The sequence below is a fragment of the Pseudomonas syringae pv. cilantro genome (assembly GCF_001293775.1).
Lineage (GTDB): Bacteria > Pseudomonadota > Gammaproteobacteria > Pseudomonadales > Pseudomonadaceae > Aquipseudomonas > Aquipseudomonas syringae_P.
This window is the reverse complement of sequence record NZ_LGLN01000081.1, coordinates 46,845-68,446: the sequence shown is the minus strand read 5'-3', so window position 1 is coordinate 68,446 and position 21,602 is coordinate 46,845. Positions and strand designations below refer to the sequence as shown.

Below are 21,602 nucleotides of genomic sequence, written 5' to 3'. Positions count from 1 at the left end.
GAGTTTCACCCATGGCAGTTGCCTCCGGCGCCTACAAGAAAGCCATCGAAGGCGGTCAGCAACCCAAAGAGGTGCTGGTCAGGATCGATCGGGTCACCAAGAAGTTCGACGAGACGATTGCGGTGGACGACGTGTCCCTGCAAATCAACAAGGGCGAGATCTTTGCCCTGCTCGGCGGCTCGGGCTCCGGCAAGTCGACGCTGCTGCGCATGCTGGCCGGTTTCGAGCGTCCGACCGAGGGGCGTATCTACCTCGACGGCGTTGACATCACCGACATGCCGCCGTACGAACGTCCGATCAACATGATGTTCCAGTCCTACGCGCTGTTTCCGCACATGACCGTGGCCGACAACATCGCCTTTGGCCTCAAGCAGGACAAACTCGCCAAGTCGGAAATCGAAGCGCGCGTGGCTGAAATGCTCAAGCTGGTGCAGATGACCCAATACGCCAAGCGTAAGCCGCATCAGCTTTCCGGCGGTCAACGCCAGCGTGTGGCCTTGGCTCGCTCCCTGGCCAAGAAACCCAAGCTGCTGCTGCTCGATGAACCGATGGGCGCGCTGGACAAGAAACTGCGCTCGCAGATGCAACTGGAGCTGGTGGAGATCATCGAGCGCGTCGGCGTGACCTGCGTGATGGTGACCCACGATCAGGAAGAGGCCATGACCATGGCCGAGCGCATCGCCATCATGCACCTGGGCTGGATCGCGCAGATCGGCAGCCCGATCGACATTTATGAAACCCCGACCAGCCGTCTGGTCTGCGAGTTCATCGGCAGCGTCAACCTGTTCGAAGGCGAAGTGATCGAGGACATGGAAGCCCATGCCCTGATCCGCAGCCCGGAGCTGGAGCGCAACATTTATGTCGGCCACGGCGTCAGTACGTCGGTGGAAGACAAGCACATCACCTACGCCCTGCGTCCGGAAAAACTGCTGATCACCACCGAGCAGCCGGCTTTCGAATACAACTGGTCACGCGGCAAGGTTCACGACATCGCTTATCTGGGCGGCCATTCGGTGTTCCATGTCGAGCTACCGGGCGGCAAGCTGGTGCAGTCGTTCGTCGCCAATGCCGAGCGTCAGGGCGCGCGACCTACCTGGGGCGATGAAGTCTACGTCTGGTGGGAAGACGACAGCGGCGTGGTACTGCGCTCATGAAAATGCGCAAGATCAAGCGCGCTTTCGAGCGCGTAAAGCCCTCCGGGCGGCAGATGGTCATTGGCGTGCCGTTCCTCTGGCTGTTCCTGTTTTTCGCCTTGCCGTTCCTGATCGTACTCAAGATCAGCTTCGCCGAAGCCGACGTCGCCATCCCGCCGTACACCGAGATCTTCAGCTACGCCGACGAAAAGCTGCAGATGGCCCTGAATTTCGCCAACTACACCTTGCTCAGTGGCGATGACTTGTACGTTTCAGCGTATCTGGGCTCGTTGAAAATGGCCTTCATCAGCACCTTGCTGTGCCTGTTGATCGGTTATCCGATGGCCTACGCCATCGCCAGCGCCCGCAAAGACCTGCAAACCGTGTTGTTGCTGCTGATCATGATGCCGACCTGGACCGCGATCCTGATCCGCGTCTATGCGTGGATGGGCATTCTCAGCAATAACGGCCTGCTCAATGCCTTCCTGATGTGGCTGGGCCTGATTGACGCGCCATTGCAGATCCTCAATACCAACCTGGCGGTGTACATCGGCGTGGTTTATTCCTACCTGCCATTCATGATCCTGCCGCTGTACGCCAACCTCGTGAAGCACGACACCAGCCTGCTGGAAGCCGCGTCCGACCTGGGTTCGAGTACCTTCAACAGCTTCTGGAAAATCACCGTGCCGCTGTCCAAGAACGGCGTGATCGCCGGCTGCATGCTGGTGTTCATCCCGGTGGTCGGCGAATTCGTGATCCCCGAGCTGCTCGGTGGCCCGGAAACCCTGATGATCGGCCGTGTGCTGTGGCAGGAATTCTTCAATAACCGTGACTGGCCGGTGGCTTCGGCGCTGGCAGTCATCATGCTGCTGGTGCTGATCGTGCCCATTATCCTGTTCAACCGCAGTCAGGCCAAAGAACTGGAGGGCAAGGCATGAACCGCTTTCGATTCTCGAACCTGATGCTGGTTTTCGGCTTGCTGTTCATCTACGCGCCGATGGTGATTCTGGTTATCTACTCGTTCAACGCCTCGCAACTGGTGACGGTCTGGGGCGGTTGGTCGGTGAAATGGTACGTCGGCCTGCTGGACAACTCGCAACTGATGGGCTCGGTGATGCGCTCACTGGAAATCGCCTGTTACACCGCTATTGCGGCGGTGGCGCTGGGGACGATGGCTGCGTTTGTATTGACCCGCATCAGCCGCTTCAAGGGGCGGACGTTCTTCGGCGGGCTGGTCACGGCGCCGCTGGTGATGCCGGAGGTGATCACCGGTCTGTCGCTGTTGCTGTTGTTCGTGGCCATGGCGCAGATGATCGGCTGGCCGCAGGAACGCGGCATCATGACCATCTGGATCGCCCACACGACGTTCTGCGCGGCCTACGTGGCGGTGGTGGTGTCGGCGCGCTTGCGCGAGCTGGACCTGTCGATCGAAGAAGCCGCAATGGATCTGGGCGCGCGTCCGTGGAAGGTGTTCCTGCTGATCACCATCCCGATGATCGCACCGTCGCTGGCTGCCGGGGGCATGATGTCGTTTGCGCTGTCGCTGGACGATCTGGTGCTCGCCAGCTTCGTTTCCGGGCCCGGCTCGACGACCTTGCCGATGGAAGTGTTCTCTGCCGTGCGGCTGGGTGTGAAGCCTGAGATCAACGCCGTCGCGAGCCTGATCCTGCTGGCCGTGTCACTGGCGACCTTCCTGGTCTGGTTCTTCACCCGCCGCGCGGAAAACAACCGCAAACGCGCGATCCAGCAAGCCATCGAAGAAAGCGCCGCAGACGGCTGGAAGCAACCCGACCCAAGGCGTGCGCCAGCGGCGTGAGGACCTTCGTGCGTGATACGCAAATCCGCTCTTGATTCTGCCCGCAGGGCGTGGGAGCGAGCAAGGAAGCGTGANCCCACGCCCTACGGACAGAAGCGCCATTATCATCGCTCCCGCGCCCTACGGACAGAAGCGCCATTATCATCGCTCCCACGCTCCAGCGTGGGAGCGCAGCTCTGGACGCTCTGCGTCCGATCTTTAGCGGGCAAGATCGCTATTCCCCCGGCACCAACCGCAAAACCCCTTCTGTATGCTCCGCCACGTCCTTCTCGCTAAACCGCTGCGGCATGTATTCGCCACCCACAAAGGCTTTTGCCTGATCCGAGTAATGCTTGTCGAACGCTACGCCGCTCTGGCCGACCGGGTTGATGCCCAGGCTGTTAGCCGGGTCGGCGAAGTCGATCAGGCGGCGGGTCGAGGGGCCGTAGCTGACGGGCCATGGGGCAGGGCGGATGCTGGAGGACAGGTTGTTCGGCACTTCATGGGTGCCCGGCGCTGCGTACGGGCCGACGTTGAAGATTCTATCCAGCGGCTTCTGCGAGCCCAGCGGATGACCTTGAGTCAGGGTGTGAGCCCTGCCCCAGACCCATTCATCCGGGTTGTTGCCGTATAGCGACTTGAGGTGCGAAATGCTGGCCCGCCAGGCGACCTTGACGGTGTTGGCGCGGCTCTCTTCGTGGGGCGAGTTGCGGTTGTTCCACCACGGCGAATCGGCATTGGCGGCCAGGCGCGGCAGGGCAGAGTCCAAGACACGTGATGACAGCAGGGTTTCGAAAAAGGCATCGCCCAGCTCGTCGTGAAAAGTCTCTTCAGTCAAATCGAACAGGAACTGGGTGAACAACGTGGCGCCGACCGAGTCGACCGGGTAATCGCCTTTCCAGTTGGCCAGTCGCTCGACCAGCGCTTGCTCGTCCGGGTCGCTGACGACGCTGCGCAGCACCGGTATCAACGGTTTGAGAATGCTCGGCGCATAATCGGTGCGGGTTCCCAACTGCAATGCCTTGTTGGCGTTCAAGTCCCATTTCACCGTTGAATCGCTCAACTGGCGGTTCAGTTCCTGGCCACGTTCGGCCGGGTTGTAATAGCCTGGAATCGGCATGCCGGTCGGCGATGTCGGCTGGAAGTTGGCGGACACAATGTAACCCCGCGCCGGGTTTTCTTCGTGCGGGTTGGCGCTGAACGGATAGAAGCCGAGCTTATCGGCCTGCGCCGTGCTGCCATCCAGGATGAAGGCAGGGTTGACGCCTTCCGGGCGGATCGGAAGTTGCGCCGCTGCCCACCAGCCAATGTCGCCGCTGGCATTGGCCCAGACAATATTAACGCCCGGCGACTGGATCTTCTCGGCTGCGCTGCGCATCTTGTCCAGTGTGTCGGCGCGATTGGCCTCGTAGAAACCATCGAGCACCGGGTTGGCGGACACCAGGAATGACCACCACATAGCGATAGGCGCCTTACCGGCGTTCTTGCCCACCACGTTGTTGACGATCGGGCCGTGCGGCGACCCAAGCAGCGTCAGGCTGACCGGGGCCTGGCCTTTCACCGCTATCTGCTGCTCGGTTCGGGTCATGTCCACCCATTGGCCGTGATACCAGACCTGATTCGGATTCTCGGGGTTGGTCTTTTCGGCGATCAGGTCCACGTCGTCATTCTGGAACATGGTCAGGCTCCAGCCGAAATCCATGTTGTGGCCCAGAAATGCGAACGGGTTGAGCGCCGGAAAGTGCCCATACAACTCGAAACCCGGCGCAGATAATTGGGCTTCGTACCATACCGACGGTACCGAGAAGCGGATATGCGGATCACCAGCGAGGATCGGTTTGCCGCTTTGTGTCCGGCTGCCGGAAATCACCCAGGCATTACTGCCCTCGAACTGCGGCAGGCCGGCGTCTTCAAGCGCCTTGTGGCTCAACTGTGCCAGCTGATTCAGGCTTTTCCAGTCAGCGCTGGCCAGTGCCGGCTTCGAGTCGAGCACGCCGTCCGGGTGCCAGTCCAGATCAAATACCTGCAAATACTGCGGACCCAGCTGATCGCGCACGTAGGTCAGCAGCGGTTCAGTCCTGAAGGCTGCCGCAAAGCTGTATGCCAGATAGCCACCGACGCTGAGCGTGTCCTCGGCAGTGAAGCGCCGTCTCGGGATGCCCAGTACGTCGAATTCGATTGGTTTGGCGTGGGTATCCTGATACTGGTTGATGCCATCAATGTAGGCTTCCAGCGCTTTCCAGGTGGGAGAGTTCTTGTCCTGACGGGCGACATAGGCATCAGCGTGCTCACGAATGCGCAGGCTGCGAAACAGGGTGTCGGTCTCGATCAGATTCGGACCAAGGATTTCGGCCAGTTCGCCACGCGCCAGACGGCGCAGCATTTCCATCTGGAACAGCCGGTCCTGCGCGTGGGCGTAACCCAGCGCCCGGTACAGGTCCGCTTCGTTTTCAGCCCGTATGTGCGGGACGCCGCGGTCGTCGTAACGCAGGGTGACCGGCGCCTGAAGACGGCTCATCGAGATCTCGCCATCACGCAATGGCTGCTTGCTGTTGATGTACCAGCCAGCGCCGCCGGCAAGAATGGCGATAATGATGGCAAGAATGACGAGGCTGCGTTTCATGCGGTTTCTCTGTGTGTAACGTGGTGAATGGCGTGAGGCATGGGTGCAGGCTATGGTTGTGCAATACGGCAACGGACTGGCGCGACGCTCGGGCAATACAGCGCAAAATCCTACCGCGATTGAATGCAGAGCCAACATGAAGATCGTGTTAGTTGCCGCATGGGCCCGTGCCGACAAAACTCATTCATGACTCAAGTGTGCAATTGCGGCGGCGCAGCTTGCCATGCCGGAGCATACAGAAGAATATCGCTACACAATTTTACTCACCGTTTGCCGGAATCTGGAAGCCACATGTCCGCCACGTTTGACCCCGATAAACTGCGCGCCAGCCTGCTGCCGCTGAATATCACCGATCCGCTTTCCATGGACGGGCTGGCCTATCAGCGCTTCTATGGTCTTGCCGGATTGGGCGGCGAAAGCGTCATACGCAGTTGGCTGGGGCGTCTCGACGTCGCGGGCTACGAGATTGTGGGCCAGGTGTGGCTACCCGACAGCCCGGTCGCCACGCTGTTCTTGTTTCACGGCTTTTACGACCACATGGGGCTGTACCGCCATGTGATCGAGTGGGCGCTGGATCAGAGGTTTGCGGTTATCGCCTGCGACCTGCCGGGGCATGGGCTGTCCAGCGGCAATCGGGCCAGCATCAACGATTTCTCCGAGTATCAGGTGGTGCTGCAACGCCTGCTGCACGAGGCCGAAGGGCTTGGATTGCCGCATCCCTGGCACCTTTGCGGGCAAAGCATGGGCGGTGCCATCGTCACGGATCACCTGCTTCATCACGGTACTGACACGCCGGCGCAAGGTGAAGTGATCCTGCTGGCGCCACTGGTCAGGCCAAGAGCCTGGGGCTGGTCGCGTGTCAGTTATCACCTGCTCCGGCCATTCGTGAACGGCATCGCCCGACGTTTTACGGAAAACTCCAATGCCCCGGCGTTCCTGCCTTTTCTGCTGGCAGACCCCTTGCAGCCCAATCGCCTGCCGACCGCGTGGGTGGGGGCGCTGGAAAAGTGGGTCAGGCGTATTGAAGGCGCCCCCCGCAGCCAGCGCAGCCCGATCATCGTTCAGGGAGAGGCAGACATGACGGTCGACTGGTCGCACAACCTGACGGTCTTGAAAGACAAATTCAGCCAGCCGCAAATCCTCATGCTCGGCCACGCTCGCCATCACCTGGCGAATGAATCGCCGGAAATGCGTGAGCGGTATCTGGACTTTCTTTCCGCACGAATGCGTTAAGGTCTCAGACCTTGCCAGCCTGCAACGCCTTGACCTGTCGGCGCAGGCGGAAGTTATCGACGGTCAGCACCACCACCATCAGCGTGCCGAGGACGGCGAAGGCATCCTGGCCCAGAGAACTCCAGAACAGCCAGGCGAAGAAAGCCATGGCGACCGCGGTGGCGAGCAGGGCGATAGAGTCTTTCATACGATAGCGTCCATTCTTTTGAACTCAGGCGCTTTGTAGCCTGAAGGCGTTTTACTGTCCCGGGTTCAAACTCGACGCACTTTGTCCGACTGCCAGCCCCGCACGAATCGCGGCCAGTGCGGCTTGATAATAGGCTTTGCCTTCCGGCGACTCGGCGAAGGTCGAGAACTCTTCAAGTTCCGGGTCGGACAGGTCGCGGTAGACGTACAGCAACGTGTTGTTCAGGTCGGCGCTGATCTGCGCCATCAGGCGTTCGCGCTGGCCTTCGAGCATGCCCTGCGCCTGACCGCCGCCCAGCAGGCCGGGAATCATCTGACTCAGGCTGTCGGCCGCAACGCCTGCAATGGCCAGGCTGACCTCGGCACCGGCTTCTTTGGCGGGGAGCGCCTGGGCCAGATGGCCGATCAGCAACTGGCGTGTTGCATCCGATTCCATGTGCGGAATGCCTTGCGCGTGCTTGGCCAGTTGATCGGCGCGGGTGGCGGTCAGCTCGGCGTTGACGATCTTGCGGCCGAGCGGCGACTGGAAAAACTGCAGCGCCGGAGCAGGGTCTTTCAGGCTATCGCGCAGACGCTTTGCCGCGCGTTGATCCATGGCCTGAGGAGCGAAGCGCTGATTGCTGTTGCTGACCAGCGCCTGATAAACCGCAGGCGGCAGGTTGCTGCTGTAGCGTTGCTGGGCAGCCTTGAGAGCATCGTTGAAATGCGCGCGTTGTTCCGGCCAGCCTGCGGCCTTGTACAACTGGTCGTAGCCGTCTGCCCAGGCAGGCATGGTGCAGAATATCAACAGCAAAACAAACAAACGACGCATTGGGGACTCCTGTCGGCAGGCGGCTATTCTCCCGGTGTTAACGTGGATTTGTCGAGTTATGACTGCCCTCCATGAATGAAATCTCGCGCAGATGACGCTGTGCATGCAAGCCTCTGTCGGATTTCAGGGCTTATGGATACTATGCACGCCATGCGCATACCCTCTGACCACCCATTGCTGCTGCGAATCGTCGACGACCTGGCCGCCAATGGCTGGTCGCAGCAGAATATCTTCCTGCCCGAAGCTCTGACCCTGGAGCTGGAACAGGAGTGCCGCAAACGCGCTGCCGAGGGCGAGCTTGAGCCTGCGGGTGTTGGCAGAGGGCCGGCACTGGAAGTTCGCGAGGGTATTCGGGGGGATCGCATCCAGTGGCTGGAGGCGGGGCAGGTGCAGTGCTGCGACAGCTATCTGGAACTGATGGACAGCTTGCGCGAGGCGCTCAATCGCGGTCTGTTTCTGGGGCTTGATGATTACGAAAGCCACTTCGCGCTGTACCCGCCAGGGGCTTTCTATCTTCGGCACGTGGACCGCTTTCGCGACGACGACAAGCGCATGGTGTCAGCGGTGCTCTACCTCAATAACGCCTGGTTGCCGGAGCATGGCGGCCAATTGCGCATGTACCTCAAGGATGACCTGGCGTATGACGTCCAGCCCACCGGCGGGTGTCTGGTGGTTTTCCTGTCCGGCGATATCCCCCACGAAGTCATGCCCGCGACCCGCGACCGGCTCTCGTTGACCGGCTGGTTCCGGCGCCGCGGCAACGACCTGTTTCAGTGATAGGCCTGCCCGTCTCATGAAAACTGTTTCATGAACGAAGCCCGCTATTGCGCCTGCCAGCGGGCTATCGTGAGAATCCATGAACCGGAAGTTCTAGTGCCGGTCGGACTTATGTCAATTGGATCTGGAGCAATCAATGAAATCCTTATTTTCTGGAGCGGTGGTGGCGGGCCTGTTGCTGAGCGCATCCATGCTGGTCAGCGCCGACGACATGCCGCGCACCGCATCGCCCGAAGGGGCCGAGGTGTATATCATTTCGCCCAGTGATGGTGAGACGGTGACGTCGCCGTTCAAGGTTCAATTCGGCCTTAAAGGCATGGGTGTTGCGCCAGCCGGTGTGGACGTTCCCGAGACTGGTCACCATCACCTGCTGATTGATGTGAAAGACCAGCCCGCCGCGAATATGCCGTTGCCGGTGAGCGACCACATTCGCCACTTCGGCAAAGGCCAGACCGAAACCGAAATCAACCTGCCGCCAGGCCAGCACACCCTGCAACTGCTGATGGGCGACAAAGGCCATATGCCGCTGAACCCATCGGTCGAGTCGAAGAAGATCACGATCAATGTGAAGTAGGTATTTGATTTCACGTGCCGGGGTTTGACGCGGAGCGTCACGCAAGGCGTTCCCACGCTGGAGCGCTCATCGTTATACACAAGTCCGCTTTTGATTCTGGCNTCGTGCGACGCTCCGCGTCGGCATGCCGTTCTGGGCGCTCTGCGTCCGATTTTGAGTGGGCACGACGGTCAGATCAGAACAACACGCGGCTGCGGATGGTGCCTTTGATGTGCTGCAGCTTGGCCTGAGCAAGGTCCGAGTATTCGGCGTCGACGTCGATGACCACGTAGCCGACCTTCTCGTTGGTCTGCAGGAACTGACCGGAGATGTTGATGCCGTTCTCGGCGAAGACCTTGTTGATCTCGCTGAGCACGCCCGGGATGTTTTCGTGGATGTGCAGCAGGCGGTGTTTGCCTGGGTGCGCAGGCAGCGCCACTTCCGGGAAGTTGACCGAGGACACCGACGTACCGTTGTCGCTGTACTTGACCAGCTTTTCTGCCACTTCCAGACCAATGTTGGCCTGCGCCTCGGCAGTGGAACCACCGATGTGCGGGGTCAGGATCACGTTGTCCAGGCCACGCAGCGGGCTTTCGAAGATGTCGTCGTTCGAGCGAGGCTCGACCGGGAACACGTCGATGGCGGCGCCGATCAGGTGCTTGTCCTTGATCGCGTCAGCCAGTGCGTCCAGCTCGACGACCGTACCGCGAGCGGCGTTGATCAGGATGCTGCCCTTTTTCATCGAACGGATTTCTTTTTCGCCGATCATCCACTGGGTTTCAGTAGTTTCCGGAACGTGCAGAGTGACGATGTCGGACATGCCCAGTAGCTCGTTCAGGCTGGAAACCTGAGTGGCGTTGCCCAGCGGCAGTTTGGTCAGTGTGTCGTAGAAGTACACCTGCATGCCCAGGCCTTCAGCCAGAACCGACAACTGCGTACCAATCGAGCCGTAGCCGATGATGCCGAGCTTCTTGCCACGAATCTCGAAGGAATTGGCCGCGCTCTTGATCCAGCCGCCACGGTGGCAGGAAGCGTTCTTCTCGGGGATACCGCGCAGCAGCAGGATGGCTTCGGCCAGCACCAGTTCGGCGACCGAACGGGTGTTGGAGTACGGTGCGTTGAACACCGCGATACCGCGCTCGCGCGCTGCGTTCAGATCAACCTGATTGGTGCCGATGCAGAAGCAGCCGACCGCGACCAGTTTTTTGGCGCTGTCGAACAGCTCTTCGGTCAACTGGGTGCGGGAACGAATGCCGATGAAATGAGCGTCGGCGATCTTTTCCTTCAGTTCGGCTTCCGGCAGAGACTTGGTGTGGTACTCGATGCTGGTGTAGCCGGCTGCCTTGAGGACGTCGACAGCGGACTGATGAACGCCTTCGAGAAGAAGGAACTTGATCTTGCTCTTGTCGAGGGAAGTCTTGCTCATCTGCTTAAACCTGTGTCCCGGAGAAAATGGCAGGGGGTGGCCGGATCGGCGCTGGGCACGATTCACGGGGGGCGTATGCTAGCATACGAGCCCCGCGAAACCCCATTCCAGAACGTGAACCGTTCTCAGGATGCCCATGAATTGTCCGAGAGTTGAGTCGATGACCAATCCCGCTTTGATTGATGAGCTCAAGACCCTGGTCGACCCCGGCAAAGTGCTGACTGACAGCGGTTCTCTGGAAACTTACGGCAAGGACTGGACCAAACAATTCACCCCTGCGCCGCTGGCCATCGTGTTTCCCAAGACCACCGAACAGGTCCAGGCCATCGTGCACTGGGCCAACCAGCGGCGGGTTGCGCTGGTGCCATCTGGCGGGCGGACCGGGCTTTCAGCGGCAGCGGTGGCCGCCAATGGCGAAGTGGTCGTGTCATTCGATTACATGAACCAGGTGCTGGAGCTGAATATCACCGACCGCACGGCGGTCTGTCAGCCGGGTGTCATCACTCGCCAGTTGCAGGCACTGGCTGAAGAAAATGGCCTTTATTACCCGGTCGATTTCGCCTCTTCGGGTTCAAGTCAGATTGGCGGTAATATCGGCACCAATGCCGGCGGGATCAAGGTCATTCGCTACGGCATGACCCGCAACTGGGTGGCGGGACTCAAAGTGGTGACCGGCAAGGGCGACCTGCTTGAACTGAACAAGGACCTGATCAAGAACGCCACCGGCTACGATTTGCGACAGCTGTTCATCGGCGCCGAGGGTACGCTGGGGTTTGTGGTCGAAGCCACCATGCGCCTTGACCGCGCGCCGAAAAACCTCACCGCGATGGTGCTGGGCACTTCTGACTTCAACTCGATCATGCCGGTGCTGCATGCCTTTCATGGCAGGCTCGACCTCACAGCCTTTGAATTCTTCTCGGACAAATCCTTTGCACGGGTCATGGCGCGCGGTGATGTGCCGTCGCCTTTCGGCACACCGTGCCCGTTTTACGTGCTGCTGGAGTTCGAAGCGACCACCGAAGACGTCGCCGACCAGGCGCTGGCGACCTTCGAGCATTGCGTCGAGCAAGGTTGGGTGCTCGACGGCGTGATGAGCCAGAGCGAGCAGCAACTGCGCAACCTGTGGAAGCTGCGCGAATACATTTCCGAGACCATCTCGCATTTCACGCCCTACAAGAACGACATCTCGGTCACAGTCTCGAAAGTGCCGGAGTTTCTGGCCGAAATCGACGCGATTGTCGCCGAGCACTACCCGGACTTCGAAGTGCTGTGGTACGGCCACATCGGCGACGGCAACCTGCACCTGAACATCCTTAAGCCCGAAAGCCTCGACAAGGACGAGTTCTTCGTCAAATGTGCGCGGGTCAACAAGTGGGTGTTCGAGACGGTAGAAAAGTACAACGGCTCGATTTCCGCCGAACACGGGGTCGGGATGACCAAACGTGACTATTTGACGTACAGTCGCTCGCCAGTCGAAATCGAATACATGAAGGCACTGAAGGCGGTGTTCGACCCCAACGGGATCATGAATCCCGGGAAAATATTCGCCGTTTGATTCGCCACAATGACAAGCAGGCCACATCTATCAGCCTAAGGAGACGTCATGAGCTACCAGCACAAATATGTCGATGGAACGAGCATTCACTTCCCGCTGGGCAAAGTGGTGTGTATCGGCCGTAACTACGCCGAACACGCCAAGGAACTGGGCAACCCGGTGCCTACCGAGCCGCTGTTGTTCATGAAGCCTGGCAGCGCCGTGGTTGCGCCGGAAGACTGTTTCACCATCCCGGCCGACCGTGGCTCAGTACATTACGAAGCCGAAATCGTGGTGCTGATCGGCAAGCCGCTGAGCAAGAATCCTTCCCGCGAGGAAGTGCTCGACGCAATCAGCGGGTTTGCGCCCGGGCTGGACTTGACCCTGCGCGACGTTCAGTCGCGTCTGCGCGAAAAAGGCCTGCCGTGGGAACTGGCGAAGTGCTTCGACGGCGCAGCTGTCATCCCGCCGTTCGTTCCGGCCAGCACCTTTCCTGACCTGACCGACATCGGCATCCGCCTGACCATCAACGACAAAATTGTGCAGGATGGCAACAGCAGCCTGATGCTCAACCCGATCGTACCGATGATCCAGCACATGGCCGCCAACTTTTCGTTGCAGGCCGGCGACCTGATCATGACCGGCACGCCTGCTGGCGTGGGCCCGCTCGAAGCCGGTGACAAAATCGTTCTGGAACTGGTCGGGCAAATCCCGTTCAGCAGCGTCGTTCGCTGACCGGGTAGCCGTTTCACGTAATACCCAAGCCACGCGGGACCCTTCCCGGGTGGCTTTTGTCTGTGCGTTGGCTGATAGTTCAGTCGCTTTTTGCGTTTTTTTCACACCTGCTCTGGATAATCCTGCCGTCCCTTCAAGGGCACCAAGTCGTCATGAAGTCTCATCTGCTCAGGAACACTTGAATGGTCAGTCCCGCCTCAGCGCCACCTCGCGTCACTAAACGCTTCGCTTTCATACGCAAAATGCGCTGGTATTCGTGGTTGTTACTGGCTGTCCTGCTGGGCTATGGGCTGGCGTTCATCATGCATTGGGATGATCGCGCGCTGCTCTGGTTTCAGGAACGCTTCGAGACCAAGGCCGGTCGGCACGCCAGTATCTGGTTGCCGGACTATCATGTAGATATCGATGCCAAACCGTTGCAGGGCATGGAAAAGGACGAGGCGTCGGACCTGTCTTATGACCCGGTCAGCAAAACGTTGTTCGCGGTCATGGGCAAGAATGCCTTTCTGGCAGAGTTGACGCTCAAGGGCGATGTGCTGCGCAAGATTCCGCTGGTGGGCTGGAGCAATCCCGAAGGAGTTGCGGTCATGAAAAATGGCCTGATTGCCATCACTGATGAGCGTCAGCACAAATTGACCATCGTCAAAGTGACGGCGGACACCAAGACACTGAATATCGCGGACTTCCCCAAGTACGAGCTGGGCAAGTCGGATAACCCGAACAAAGGTTTCGAGGGCATTGCCTGGGACCCGCTGCGTCAGCAACTGATACTGGGTGAAGAGCGCCCACCGGCCTTGTACACCTGGAAAAGCGATGGCAGCGATGTGCTGACCGGCGACAAGCAGGCACTTCCGAGCCGTTCGCTGGACATGCGCAACCTGTCGTCACTGAGCATCGACCCGCGCACGGGCCACACGCTGGCGCTGTCGGCCGATTCGCACCTGCTGCTGGAAGTTGACGAGCAGGGCGAGCAGGTGAGTTTCATGACCCTGCTGGGCGGCATGAATGGTTTGAAAGACACGATTCCGCGTGCAGAAGGCGTGGCACTGGATGAGGCTGGAACGCTGTACATGGTCAGCGAGCCGAACCTGTTCTATTCGTTTCGCAAGCACTGAGCCAGGACGGCTGCGATAAAAACGGCCGATACATAATCGGTAAACAAACAGCACCACGCCATTAAGTTTGCTTTCAGAATGGCGTGGTATCAATTCCGCCCGCTCAATCCGTCCGAGTCACCCCCCCATGCGTCGCTCTACTCGCTCTTTAGTCCTGCTTCTCGCCCTTGTGCCACTGGTTGTGATCTTCGTGCTCGCCAACCAGAGATACCGCTATGTGGAAAGCGCCCTGTTTGACTGGCAAATGTTCTGGCAGGCCGATTCGCTTCATTCCATCGGTCTGGATCAGTACCGCGTCACGACAGAAGCCCACGTGCTCGACGGGCTCAAAGATGATGTCTCCGGCCTCAGTTATGACCCTGACCGCAAGAGCCTGTTTACGGTGACCAACCAGAATGCCCAACTGATCGAATTGAGCCTGGAAGGGCGAGTGCTGCGGCGCATTCCGCTGACAGGGTTTGGCGACGCAGAAGCCATCGAATACATCAGCCCCGGCACGTATGTCATCAGTGACGAGCGGCGGCTGCGGCTGATTCAGATTCACGTCGATGACAACACCCAAAGCCTGAATGCGGCCGAGGCCGAGTAACTGACGCTGGGCATCGATGCTGGCGGCAACAAAGGCTTTGAAGGGCTGGCTTACGATTCGGTCGGCAAGCGCCTGTTTGTCGCCAGAGAGCGTGACCCGGTACAGATCATCGAGGTGCGCGGCTTTCCCAGGACCAACCCCGACGGGCCCGGCAATCTGCAAGTGATCTCCAACAGCAAGCGCGATGGCAGGCTGTCCGTGCGCGATTTATCCAGTCTGCAATTCGATGAAACCAGCGGCCATTTGCTTGCGCTGTCCGATGAATCGAAGCGGATTCTCGAACTCGACACCAGCGGCCATCCGATTGGCAGCAGCTCGCTGGCGAAAGGGTCGATGGGGCTGAGCAAGGGCGTGCCGCAGGCTGAAGGGATGGCGATGGACGCAGAGGGCACGCTGTATCTGGTGAGCGAGCCAAACCTGTTTTACGTGTTCCGCAAGCCTTGAGGCCTCAAGACGGCGCATGCCCACGTGCAGTGGGCACGGCCGGTTCGCTTAGCGCGTCAGGGTTTTCACGCCATTCTCGGTGCCCAGCAGCAGCAAGTCTGCCGGACGGGCGGCGAACAGGCCATTGGTGACCACGCCGACGATGGCATTGATGCTCGCTTCCAGCCCCACCGGGTTGGTGATGCTCATGTTGTGCACGTCAATAATGATGTTGCCGTTATCGGTCAGCACGCCTTCGCGATAGACCGGATCGCCGCCCAGCTTCACCAGTTGCCGCGCAACATGGCTGCGCGCCATCGGGATGACCTCGACCGGCAGCGGGAACGCACCCAGCACCGGCACCAGCTTGCTGCCGTCGGCAATGCAGATGAAGGTCTTGGCCACCGCCGCGACGATTTTTTCGCGAGTCAACGCAGCGCCGCCGCCTTTGATCAGGTTCAGGTGCTCATCGCTTTCGTCCGCGCCATCGACGTAGAACTCAAGGTCGCTGACCGTGTTCAGCTCATAGACCGGAATACCATGGCCCTTGAGGCGTGCCGCAGTGGCTTCGGAGCTGGCGACCGCGCCGTCGAATGCACCCTTGTGCCTGGCCAGCGCATCGATGAAGCAATTGGCCGTGGAACCGGTGCCGATGCCGACAATGCTCTTGTCATCGAGCTTCGGAAGGATGAAATCGACAGCGGCTTGGGCGACTGCCTGTTTGAGTTGATCCTGGGTCATGCGGGCTCCACGGTGCCTGATGTAGGTGAAAAGGGGGGAAGGGGAAGCAAAACGGCCCGTATTATAGCGGCGACTGCGCCGCAAAGCCCTGTCATTCGTATGGTCGTCCTCCGGCACGCAGGGTAGACTTCCCGACCTTGCCCGCTTCGTCAGTGATGCTGCCCCGATGCTTGAACAGTACGTCAAGAAAATCCTCNATCCTCACCTCCCGCGTCTACGACGTCGCCATCGAAACGCCGCTGCAGGGCGCTCGTCAGCTGTCCGAGCGGCTGGGCAATCGGGTGTTGCTCAAGCGCGAAGACTTGCAGCCGGTGTTCTCGTTCAAGATTCGCGGCGCGTACAACAAGCTGGCGCAATTGACCGCCGAAGAAGCGGCACGTGGCGTGGTCACTGCTTCGGCGGGCAACCACGCGCAGGGCCTGGCGCTGGCGGCGAAAGAGCTGGGCATTCTGGCGACCATCGTCATGCCGCGCACCACACCGGAGATCAAGGTCGAAGGCGTGCGCTCACGCGGTGCCACGGTGGTGCTGCACGGCGATTCGTTCCCCGAAGCGCTGGCTTATTCACTGAAACTGGTCGACGAACAGGGCTTCGTCTACATCCACCCGTATGACGACCCCGACACGATTGCCGGGCAAGGCACCGTGGCGATGGAAATCCTCCGTCAGCAGCCGGGCCAACTGGACGCGATCTTTGTGCCGGTCGGCGGTGGCGGTCTGATTGCAGGTATTGCGGCGTATGTGAAATACCTGCGCCCGGAGATCAAGGTGATCGGTGTCGAGCCGGACGACTCTAACTGCCTGCAAGCGGCGATGGCGGCCGGGGAGCGAGTGGTGCTGAGCCAGGTCGGGCTGTTTGCCGATGGCGTGGCGGTGGCGCAGATCGGTTATCACACTTTTGAAGTGTGCCGTCACTACGTCGATGAAGTGATCACGGTCAGCACCGACGAGATCTGTGCGGCGATCAAGGACATCTACGACGACACCCGCTCAATCACCGAGCCGTCGGGTGCGCTGGGCGTCGCGGGCATCAAAAAGTATGTCGAACAGCGCGGCGTGAGTGGCCAGACGCTGGTGGCCATTGATTCCGGGGCCAACGTCAATTTTGATCGCCTGCGCCACGTGGCCGAGCGCGCCGAGCTGGGCGAAGGTCGTGAGGCGATCATTGCCGTGACCATTCCCGAACAGCCGGGCAGCTTCAAGGCGTTCTGCGAAGCCATCGGCAAACGGCAGATCACCGAATTCAACTACCGTTACCACACCGATCGTGAAGCGCACATTTTCGTCGGCGTGCAGACCCATCCGGAGAACGACCCGCGCAGCGCGCTGATCGCCAGCCTGACCGGGCAAGGCTTTCCGGTGCTGGACCTGACCGACAACGAGCTGGCCAAGCTGCACATCCGCCACATGGTCGGCGGGCATGCCGAGCGGGTCGAGGATGAAGTGGTGCTGCGTTTCGAATTCCCGGAGCGTCCGGGCGCATTGTTCAACTTCCTCAACCGCCTGGGCGGGCGCTGGACCATCTCGATGTTCCACTACCGCAACCATGGCGCAGCCGATGGCAGGGTGGTGGCCGGGCTGGTGGTGCCCGAGGAGGAGCGGCATCTGGTGAGCGCGGCGCTGGACGAGATTGGTTACCCGTATTGGGACGAGAGCGAGAACCCGGCGTACAGGCTGTTTCTGGGCTGATGCCTGGACGCGTTTCTGCCCAGAGGGCGTGGGACCGGACCGGGCGACGCTTCGCTTGTCCGCGAAGGGCTGCGAAGCGGCCTTGAAACCGGTAACCTCGGTTGCGTCTGATATACCGTGTGTACCGGCTTTGCTGCCGGTGCCCGGCAGTTCGCGGACAAGCGAAGCGTCGCCCGGTCCGCTTCTACATTTCGATTTAAAAGGAACACCCCGCAATGGAATCCATCACCGCCCTCACCACCCTGCACATCGCTGCCATCACGCTGCTGCTGATCAGTGCTCTGGTGCTGGCCAGCGGGGTGGTCAAGGTGCGCCTTGAAGGCGATACGACCATCCAGAATCGCCTGCTCAAGCGGCCTTTGGTGTTTTTCTGGGCGCTGATGGCCGTGTGTATGGCGACTCTGCCGTTAAGCGGCTGGTGGCTGGTGCACCTGAAAGGATTGTCGCTGGGCCAGACCTGGGTGCTCGGCAGCAGCGTGCTTTACACCCTGGGGCTGTGCAGCTGGGTCTGGCTGGTGCTCAGGCTCAATCGATTGCGCCTCGGGACGGTAAAGAGCAAGCGCGGATTCACCCTGGCGCTGAGCGTGATCAGTGCCTTGTGTTTTGTGGCGATGGCCGGCCTGATGGGCTTCAAGCCGGCCTGAATGTTCCCGCGATTCAGTGACGCAGGGTAATGACCGGCCAGCCGCGCTGCTCGGCTTCGGCGCGCAATCGGGCGTCCGGGTCGACCGCGACCGGGTTGGCTACTTGCTCCAGCAGCGGCAGGTCGTTCATCGAGTCACTGTAAAAATAGCTGTCTTCCAGGCTGAACGCATTGTCTTCCAGCCACTGGTTGAGACGTGTCACCTTGCCCTCGCGGAAGCATGGAACGCCCGTGGTGCGGCCGGTGTAGCGGCCTTCGACCATTTCGCACTCGGTCGCCAGCAGCGTATCGATGCCCAGGCGCGCCACAATCGGTGCGGTCACGAAACGATTGGTCGCGGTGATCACCACCAGCTTGTCGCCCGCATCGCGATGCTTGCCAATCAGCTCAAGCGCCTTGGGCAGGATCATGGGTTCGATGCAGTCACGCATGAACTCACGGTGCCATTCCTCAAGCTGCGCCCTATCGGTCTTGCCCAGAATTTCCAGCGAAAAATTCAGGTAGTCGGTCATGTTCAGTGTGCCAGCCACATAATCCTGATAAAACTCGTCGTTACGGGCTTTATGAGTAGCCGCATCGAGGATGCCGCGCTGGCACAGGTAATCGCCCCAGGCATGATCGCTGTCGCCGCCCAGAAGCGTGTTGTCGAGGTCGAATAAAGCCAGACGCATAGGGTTACTCGCTGAAATAGTTGAAAAAAGAGCCCCAGAATACGAGGTTTTCACAAGTCTTCACATAAGGTGATAAGCCTCGTTGCTGGTTTGATCGCCTTTGTGGAACAATGCGGCGACATGCGTTTGCGAGGTTGTTGCCGTGATCGACCCCGATGGTTTCCGTCCTAATGTCGGGATTATTCTGACAAACGATGCTGGTCAGGTCCTATGGGCTCGGCGTATTAACCAGGATGCCTGGCAGTTTCCTCAGGGGGGTATCAACCCGCAGGAGACGCCGGAAGACGCTCTTTATCGTGAATTGAACGAAGAAGTCGGGCTTGAACGACATGATGTGGAAATACTTGCCTGCACACGGGGCTGGTTGCGCTATCGTCTGCCGCAAAGACTGGTCCGTACCCACAGCCAGCCGCTGTGTATCGGTCAGAAGCAAAAATGGTTTCTCCTGCGCCTGATCTCCAACGAGCAGCGGGTGCGGATGGATTTGACCGGTAAACCGGAGTTCGATGGCTGGCGCTGGGTCAGCTATTGGTACCCGTTAGGTCAGGTGGTGACATTCAAGCGCGAGGTGTATCGACGCGCACTCAAAGAGCTTGCCCCGCGCCTTTTGTCGCGCGACTGACACGGAGTTCGACCCCGAGCCATGCTCAATACGCTGCGCAAGATCGTCCAGGAAGTTAACTCCGCCAAGGATCTCAAGGCGGCGTTGGGCATTATTGTGCTGCGCGTCAAGGAGGCCATGGGCAGCCAGGTCTGCTCGGTCTACCTGCTCGATGCCGAAGTGAACCGTTTTGTGCTGATGGCCTCCGAAGGCCTCAACAAGCGCTCCATCGGTAAAGTCAGCATGGCGCCGAACGAAGGCCTCGTCGGTCTGGTCGGTACGCGCGAAGAACCGCTGAACCTCGAAAACGCCGCTGATCACCCGCGTTATCGCTACTTCGCCGAGACGGGTGAAGAGCGTTACGCGTCTTTTCTGGGTGCGCCGATTATCCACCACCGTCGTGTGGTCGGCGTACTGGTCATCCAGCAAAAGGAGCGTCGTCAGTTCGACGAGGGCGAGGAAGCCTTTCTGGTCACCATGAGTGCGCAACTGGCGGGCGTTATCGCGCACGCCGAGGCGACTGGCTCGATTCGCGGTCTGGGTCGCCAGGGCAAGGGCATCCAGGAAGCCAAATTCGTTGGTGTGGCCGGTTCGCCGGGCGCAGCGGTCGGTGTGGCGGTGGTCATGCTGCCGCCCGCCGATCTGGAAGTGGTCCCGGACAAGACCGTCACTGACATCGCTGCCGAGCTGGCGCTGTTCCAGAACGCACTGGAAGGCGTGCGCAGTGACATGCGCACCCTGTCCGCCAAACTCGCTACGCAGCTGCGTCCTGAAGAGCGTGCGCTGTTCGATGTCTACCTGATGATGCTCGATGACGCCTCGCTGGGCAGCGAAGTGACCGATGTCATCAAGACCGGCCAGTGGGCGCAGGGTGCATTGCGCTCGGTGGTCAGCGAGCACGTAAAACGATTCGAACTGATGGACGATGCCTACCTGCGCGAGCGGGCTTCGGACGTCAAGGACCTGGGCCGCCGTCTGCTGGCCTATCTCCAGGAAGCGCGGGAACAGACGCTGGTTTATCCCGACAACACGATTCTGGTCAGTGAAGAATTGACCCCGGCCATGTTGGGCGAAGTGCCGGAAGGCAAACTGGTCGGTCTGGTGTCGGTGCAGGGCTCCGGTAACTCCCATGTCGCGATTCTGGCCCGCGCCATGGGCATACCGACGGTCATGGGGCTGGTGGATTTCCCGTATTCCAAGGTCGATGGCATCAGCCTGGTCGTTGATGGCTATCACGGCGAAGTCTTCACCAACCCCAGCGAAATCATGCGCAAGCAGTTCGGCAAGGTGGTTGAGGAGGAGCGTCAGCTTTCCCAAGGCCTGGATGCGCTGCGCGAACTGCCGTGCGTCACCCTCGACGGGCACCGCATGCCGCTGTGGGTCAACACCGGTTTGCTGGCTGACGTGGCTCGCGCCCAGCAGCGAGGTGCCGAAGGCGTCGGTCTGTACCGCACCGAAGTGCCGTTCATGATCAACCAGCGCTTCCCGAGTGAAAAGGAACAGCTGGCGATCTATCGCGAGCAACTGGCAGCCTTTCATCCACTGCCGGTGACCATGCGCAGCCTGGATATCGGCGGTGACAAGTCGCTGTCCTACTTCCCGATCAAGGAAGACAACCCGTTTCTCGGCTGGCGCGGTATTCGCGTCACCCTCGACCACCCGGAAATCTTCCTGGTCCAGACCCGCGCCATGCTCAAGGCCAGCGAGGGCCTGAATAACCTGCGCATTCTGTTGCCGATGATTTCCAGCACCCACGAAGTGGAAGAGGCACTGCACCTCATTCACCGGGCGTGGGGCGAAGTGCGCGACGAAGGCACCGACGTGCCGATGCCGCCTGTCGGCGTGATGATCGAAGTCCCCGCCGCGGTCTACCAGACCCGTGATCTGGCGCGTCAGGTGGACTTCCTCTCGGTGGGCTCCAACGATTTGACTCAATACCTGCTGGCGGTCGACCGCAACAACCCGCGAGTGGCCGATCTCTATGATTACCTGCACCCGGCGGTGCTTCAGGCGCTGCAAAGCGTGGTGCGTGACGCACATGCCGAGGGCAAGCCGGTGAGCATCTGCGGCGAAATGGCCGGCGACCCGGCTGCGGCAGTGCTGCTGATGGCTATGGGCTTCGACAGCCTGTCGATGAACGCCACTAACCTGCCGAAAGTGAAATGGATGCTGCGCCAGATCAACCTCAGCAAAGCCAAGGAACTGCTGGCACAACTGATGACCAACGACAACCCGCAAGTCATCAGCAGCTCCCTGCAACTGGCACTGAAAAACCTCGGCCTGTCGCGCATGATCAACCCGAGCTCGGTCAAAGGACACTAGTTC

General features: G+C 60.0%; 18 protein-coding genes and 2 pseudogenes. 14 read left to right on the top strand and 6 right to left on the bottom strand.

Annotated features, from left to right (window positions below):
* The first annotated feature begins 11 nt into the window (after positions 1–11).
* Genes potA through ABJ99_RS22765 form a run of 3 tightly spaced genes read left to right on the top strand, consistent with a single transcriptional unit; the run spans position 12 to position 2,949 of the window.
* Complete coding sequence (potA, locus tag ABJ99_RS22775) at positions 12–1,154, top strand: polyamine ABC transporter ATP-binding protein (RefSeq protein ID WP_054087738.1); 1,143 nt, start codon at positions 12–14, stop codon at positions 1,152–1,154.
* Positions 1,151–2,071, top strand: a complete 921-nt coding sequence (locus ABJ99_RS22770; RefSeq protein WP_054087737.1) for an ABC transporter permease subunit — start codon at positions 1,151–1,153, stop codon at positions 2,069–2,071. The genes potA and ABJ99_RS22770 overlap by 4 nt, the downstream gene beginning before the upstream one ends.
* Positions 2,068–2,949 carry an ABC transporter permease subunit gene (locus tag ABJ99_RS22765; protein WP_007252728.1) on the top strand — a complete coding sequence of 294 codons (882 nt, stop codon included), beginning with the start codon at positions 2,068–2,070 and terminating at the stop codon, positions 2,947–2,949. The genes ABJ99_RS22770 and ABJ99_RS22765 overlap by 4 nt, the downstream gene beginning before the upstream one ends.
* Before the next feature lie 214 nt (positions 2,950–3,163).
* Here the strand turns inward: ABJ99_RS22765 and ABJ99_RS22760 are convergent, their stop codons facing one another.
* The gene (locus ABJ99_RS22760) at positions 3,164–5,551 is read right to left on the bottom strand and encodes a penicillin acylase family protein (RefSeq protein WP_054087736.1); all 2,388 of its coding nucleotides are present in this window, start codon (positions 5,549–5,551) and stop codon (positions 3,164–3,166) included.
* A gap of 291 nt (positions 5,552–5,842) precedes the next feature.
* Between ABJ99_RS22760 and bipL the strand changes: the two genes are divergently transcribed.
* On the top strand, positions 5,843–6,784 hold the full coding sequence (gene bipL / locus ABJ99_RS22755) for a phospholipase BipL (protein WP_054087735.1): 942 nt from the start codon (positions 5,843–5,845) through the stop codon (positions 6,782–6,784).
* 4 nt (positions 6,785–6,788) lie between these two features.
* Here bipL and ABJ99_RS22750 read toward each other — a convergent pair whose 3' ends face one another.
* A complete protein-coding gene (locus ABJ99_RS22750) occupies positions 6,789–6,971 on the bottom strand; it encodes a hypothetical protein (protein WP_054087734.1) in 183 nt (60 codons plus the stop codon).
* A 51-nt stretch (positions 6,972–7,022) separates the two neighbouring features.
* Positions 7,023–7,781 carry a DUF2059 domain-containing protein gene (locus ABJ99_RS22745; protein ID WP_054087733.1) on the bottom strand — a complete coding sequence of 253 codons (759 nt, stop codon included), beginning with the start codon at positions 7,779–7,781 and terminating at the stop codon, positions 7,023–7,025.
* A 141-nt stretch (positions 7,782–7,922) separates the two neighbouring features.
* Between ABJ99_RS22745 and ABJ99_RS22740 the strand changes: the two genes are divergently transcribed.
* Together ABJ99_RS22740 and ABJ99_RS22735 are read left to right on the top strand one after the other, a co-directional pair.
* A complete protein-coding gene (locus tag ABJ99_RS22740) occupies positions 7,923–8,558 on the top strand; it encodes a 2OG-Fe(II) oxygenase (protein WP_007252734.1) in 636 nt (211 codons plus the stop codon).
* Between the two features lie 136 nt (positions 8,559–8,694).
* Complete coding sequence (locus ABJ99_RS22735) at positions 8,695–9,132, top strand: DUF4399 domain-containing protein (protein WP_007252735.1); 438 nt, start codon at positions 8,695–8,697, stop codon at positions 9,130–9,132.
* 175 nt (positions 9,133–9,307) lie between these two features.
* On the opposite strand, the gene serA is transcribed toward ABJ99_RS22735, so the two are convergent.
* The gene (gene serA / locus ABJ99_RS22730; RefSeq protein WP_054087732.1) at positions 9,308–10,537 is read right to left on the bottom strand and encodes a phosphoglycerate dehydrogenase; all 1,230 of its coding nucleotides are present in this window, start codon (positions 10,535–10,537) and stop codon (positions 9,308–9,310) included.
* 160 nt (positions 10,538–10,697) lie between these two features.
* Between serA and ABJ99_RS22725 the strand changes: the two genes are divergently transcribed.
* The 4 genes and pseudogenes from ABJ99_RS22725 (at position 10,698) to ABJ99_RS22710 (ending at position 14,954) form a co-directional block, all read left to right on the top strand.
* Positions 10,698–12,092: an FAD-binding oxidoreductase gene (locus ABJ99_RS22725; RefSeq protein WP_054087731.1), complete on the top strand. Its 1,395-nt coding sequence runs from the start codon at positions 10,698–10,700 to the stop codon at positions 12,090–12,092.
* 48 nt (positions 12,093–12,140) lie between these two features.
* Positions 12,141–12,806: a fumarylacetoacetate hydrolase family protein gene (locus tag ABJ99_RS22720; protein ID WP_054087730.1), complete on the top strand. Its 666-nt coding sequence runs from the start codon at positions 12,141–12,143 to the stop codon at positions 12,804–12,806.
* A gap of 182 nt (positions 12,807–12,988) precedes the next feature.
* Positions 12,989–13,921: an SdiA-regulated domain-containing protein gene (locus tag ABJ99_RS22715; RefSeq protein WP_054087729.1), complete on the top strand. Its 933-nt coding sequence runs from the start codon at positions 12,989–12,991 to the stop codon at positions 13,919–13,921.
* A 127-nt stretch (positions 13,922–14,048) separates the two neighbouring features.
* A pseudogene (locus ABJ99_RS22710) lies at positions 14,049–14,954 on the top strand (SdiA-regulated domain-containing protein).
* A 48-nt stretch (positions 14,955–15,002) separates the two neighbouring features.
* On the opposite strand, the gene rpiA reads toward ABJ99_RS22710, so the two are convergent.
* On the bottom strand, positions 15,003–15,674 hold the full coding sequence (gene rpiA / locus ABJ99_RS22705) for a ribose-5-phosphate isomerase RpiA (RefSeq protein WP_054087728.1): 672 nt from the start codon (positions 15,672–15,674) through the stop codon (positions 15,003–15,005).
* A gap of 166 nt (positions 15,675–15,840) precedes the next feature.
* Between rpiA and ilvA the strand changes: the two are divergent.
* A pseudogene (gene ilvA, locus ABJ99_RS22700) lies at positions 15,841–17,362 on the top strand (threonine ammonia-lyase, biosynthetic).
* A gap of 215 nt (positions 17,363–17,577) precedes the next feature.
* Complete coding sequence (locus ABJ99_RS22695) at positions 17,578–18,006, top strand: DUF2269 family protein (RefSeq protein WP_054087727.1); 429 nt, start codon at positions 17,578–17,580, stop codon at positions 18,004–18,006.
* Between the two features lie 13 nt (positions 18,007–18,019).
* Here ABJ99_RS22695 and ABJ99_RS22690 read toward each other — a convergent pair whose 3' ends face one another.
* Complete coding sequence (locus ABJ99_RS22690; protein ID WP_054087726.1) at positions 18,020–18,676, bottom strand: histidinol-phosphatase; 657 nt, start codon at positions 18,674–18,676, stop codon at positions 18,020–18,022.
* Positions 18,677–18,818: 142 nt separating this feature from the next.
* On the opposite strand from ABJ99_RS22690, the gene ABJ99_RS22685 reads away from it, so the two are divergent.
* On the top strand, positions 18,819–19,298 hold the full coding sequence (locus ABJ99_RS22685; RefSeq protein WP_007252747.1) for an RNA pyrophosphohydrolase: 480 nt from the start codon (positions 18,819–18,821) through the stop codon (positions 19,296–19,298).
* Between the two features lie 21 nt (positions 19,299–19,319).
* On the top strand, positions 19,320–21,599 hold the full coding sequence (gene ptsP / locus ABJ99_RS22680; RefSeq protein WP_007252748.1) for a phosphoenolpyruvate--protein phosphotransferase: 2,280 nt from the start codon (positions 19,320–19,322) through the stop codon (positions 21,597–21,599).
* Positions 21,600–21,602 lie beyond the last annotated feature (3 nt).

What these genes read in the sequence shown, in the direction of transcription:
- bipL (WP_054087735.1), top strand. Translation starts at nt 5,843, where the DNA reads ATGTCCGCCACGTTTGACCCCGATAAACTGCGCGCCAGCCTGCTGCCG.
- rpiA (WP_054087728.1), bottom strand. Translation starts at nt 15,674, where the DNA reads ATGACCCAGGATCAACTCAAACAGGCAGTCGCCCAAGCCGCTGTCGAT.
- ABJ99_RS22720 (WP_054087730.1), top strand. Translation starts at nt 12,141, where the DNA reads ATGAGCTACCAGCACAAATATGTCGATGGAACGAGCATTCACTTCCCG.
- ABJ99_RS22725 (WP_054087731.1), top strand. Translation starts at nt 10,698, where the DNA reads ATGACCAATCCCGCTTTGATTGATGAGCTCAAGACCCTGGTCGACCCC.
- potA (WP_054087738.1), top strand. Translation starts at nt 12, where the DNA reads ATGGCAGTTGCCTCCGGCGCCTACAAGAAAGCCATCGAAGGCGGTCAG.
- ABJ99_RS22745 (WP_054087733.1), bottom strand. Translation starts at nt 7,781, where the DNA reads ATGCGTCGTTTGTTTGTTTTGCTGTTGATATTCTGCACCATGCCTGCC.
- ptsP (WP_007252748.1), top strand. Translation starts at nt 19,320, where the DNA reads ATGCTCAATACGCTGCGCAAGATCGTCCAGGAAGTTAACTCCGCCAAG.
- ABJ99_RS22695 (WP_054087727.1), top strand. Translation starts at nt 17,578, where the DNA reads ATGGAATCCATCACCGCCCTCACCACCCTGCACATCGCTGCCATCACG.
- ABJ99_RS22735 (WP_007252735.1), top strand. Translation starts at nt 8,695, where the DNA reads ATGAAATCCTTATTTTCTGGAGCGGTGGTGGCGGGCCTGTTGCTGAGC.
- ABJ99_RS22765 (WP_007252728.1), top strand. Translation starts at nt 2,068, where the DNA reads ATGAACCGCTTTCGATTCTCGAACCTGATGCTGGTTTTCGGCTTGCTG.
- ABJ99_RS22750 (WP_054087734.1), bottom strand. Translation starts at nt 6,971, where the DNA reads ATGAAAGACTCTATCGCCCTGCTCGCCACCGCGGTCGCCATGGCTTTC.
- serA (WP_054087732.1), bottom strand. Translation starts at nt 10,537, where the DNA reads ATGAGCAAGACTTCCCTCGACAAGAGCAAGATCAAGTTCCTTCTTCTC.
- ABJ99_RS22690 (WP_054087726.1), bottom strand. Translation starts at nt 18,676, where the DNA reads ATGCGTCTGGCTTTATTCGACCTCGACAACACGCTTCTGGGCGGCGAC.
- ABJ99_RS22715 (WP_054087729.1), top strand. Translation starts at nt 12,989, where the DNA reads ATGGTCAGTCCCGCCTCAGCGCCACCTCGCGTCACTAAACGCTTCGCT.
- ABJ99_RS22740 (WP_007252734.1), top strand. Translation starts at nt 7,923, where the DNA reads ATGCACGCCATGCGCATACCCTCTGACCACCCATTGCTGCTGCGAATC.
- ABJ99_RS22770 (WP_054087737.1), top strand. Translation starts at nt 1,151, where the DNA reads ATGAAAATGCGCAAGATCAAGCGCGCTTTCGAGCGCGTAAAGCCCTCC.
- ABJ99_RS22760 (WP_054087736.1), bottom strand. Translation starts at nt 5,551, where the DNA reads ATGAAACGCAGCCTCGTCATTCTTGCCATCATTATCGCCATTCTTGCC.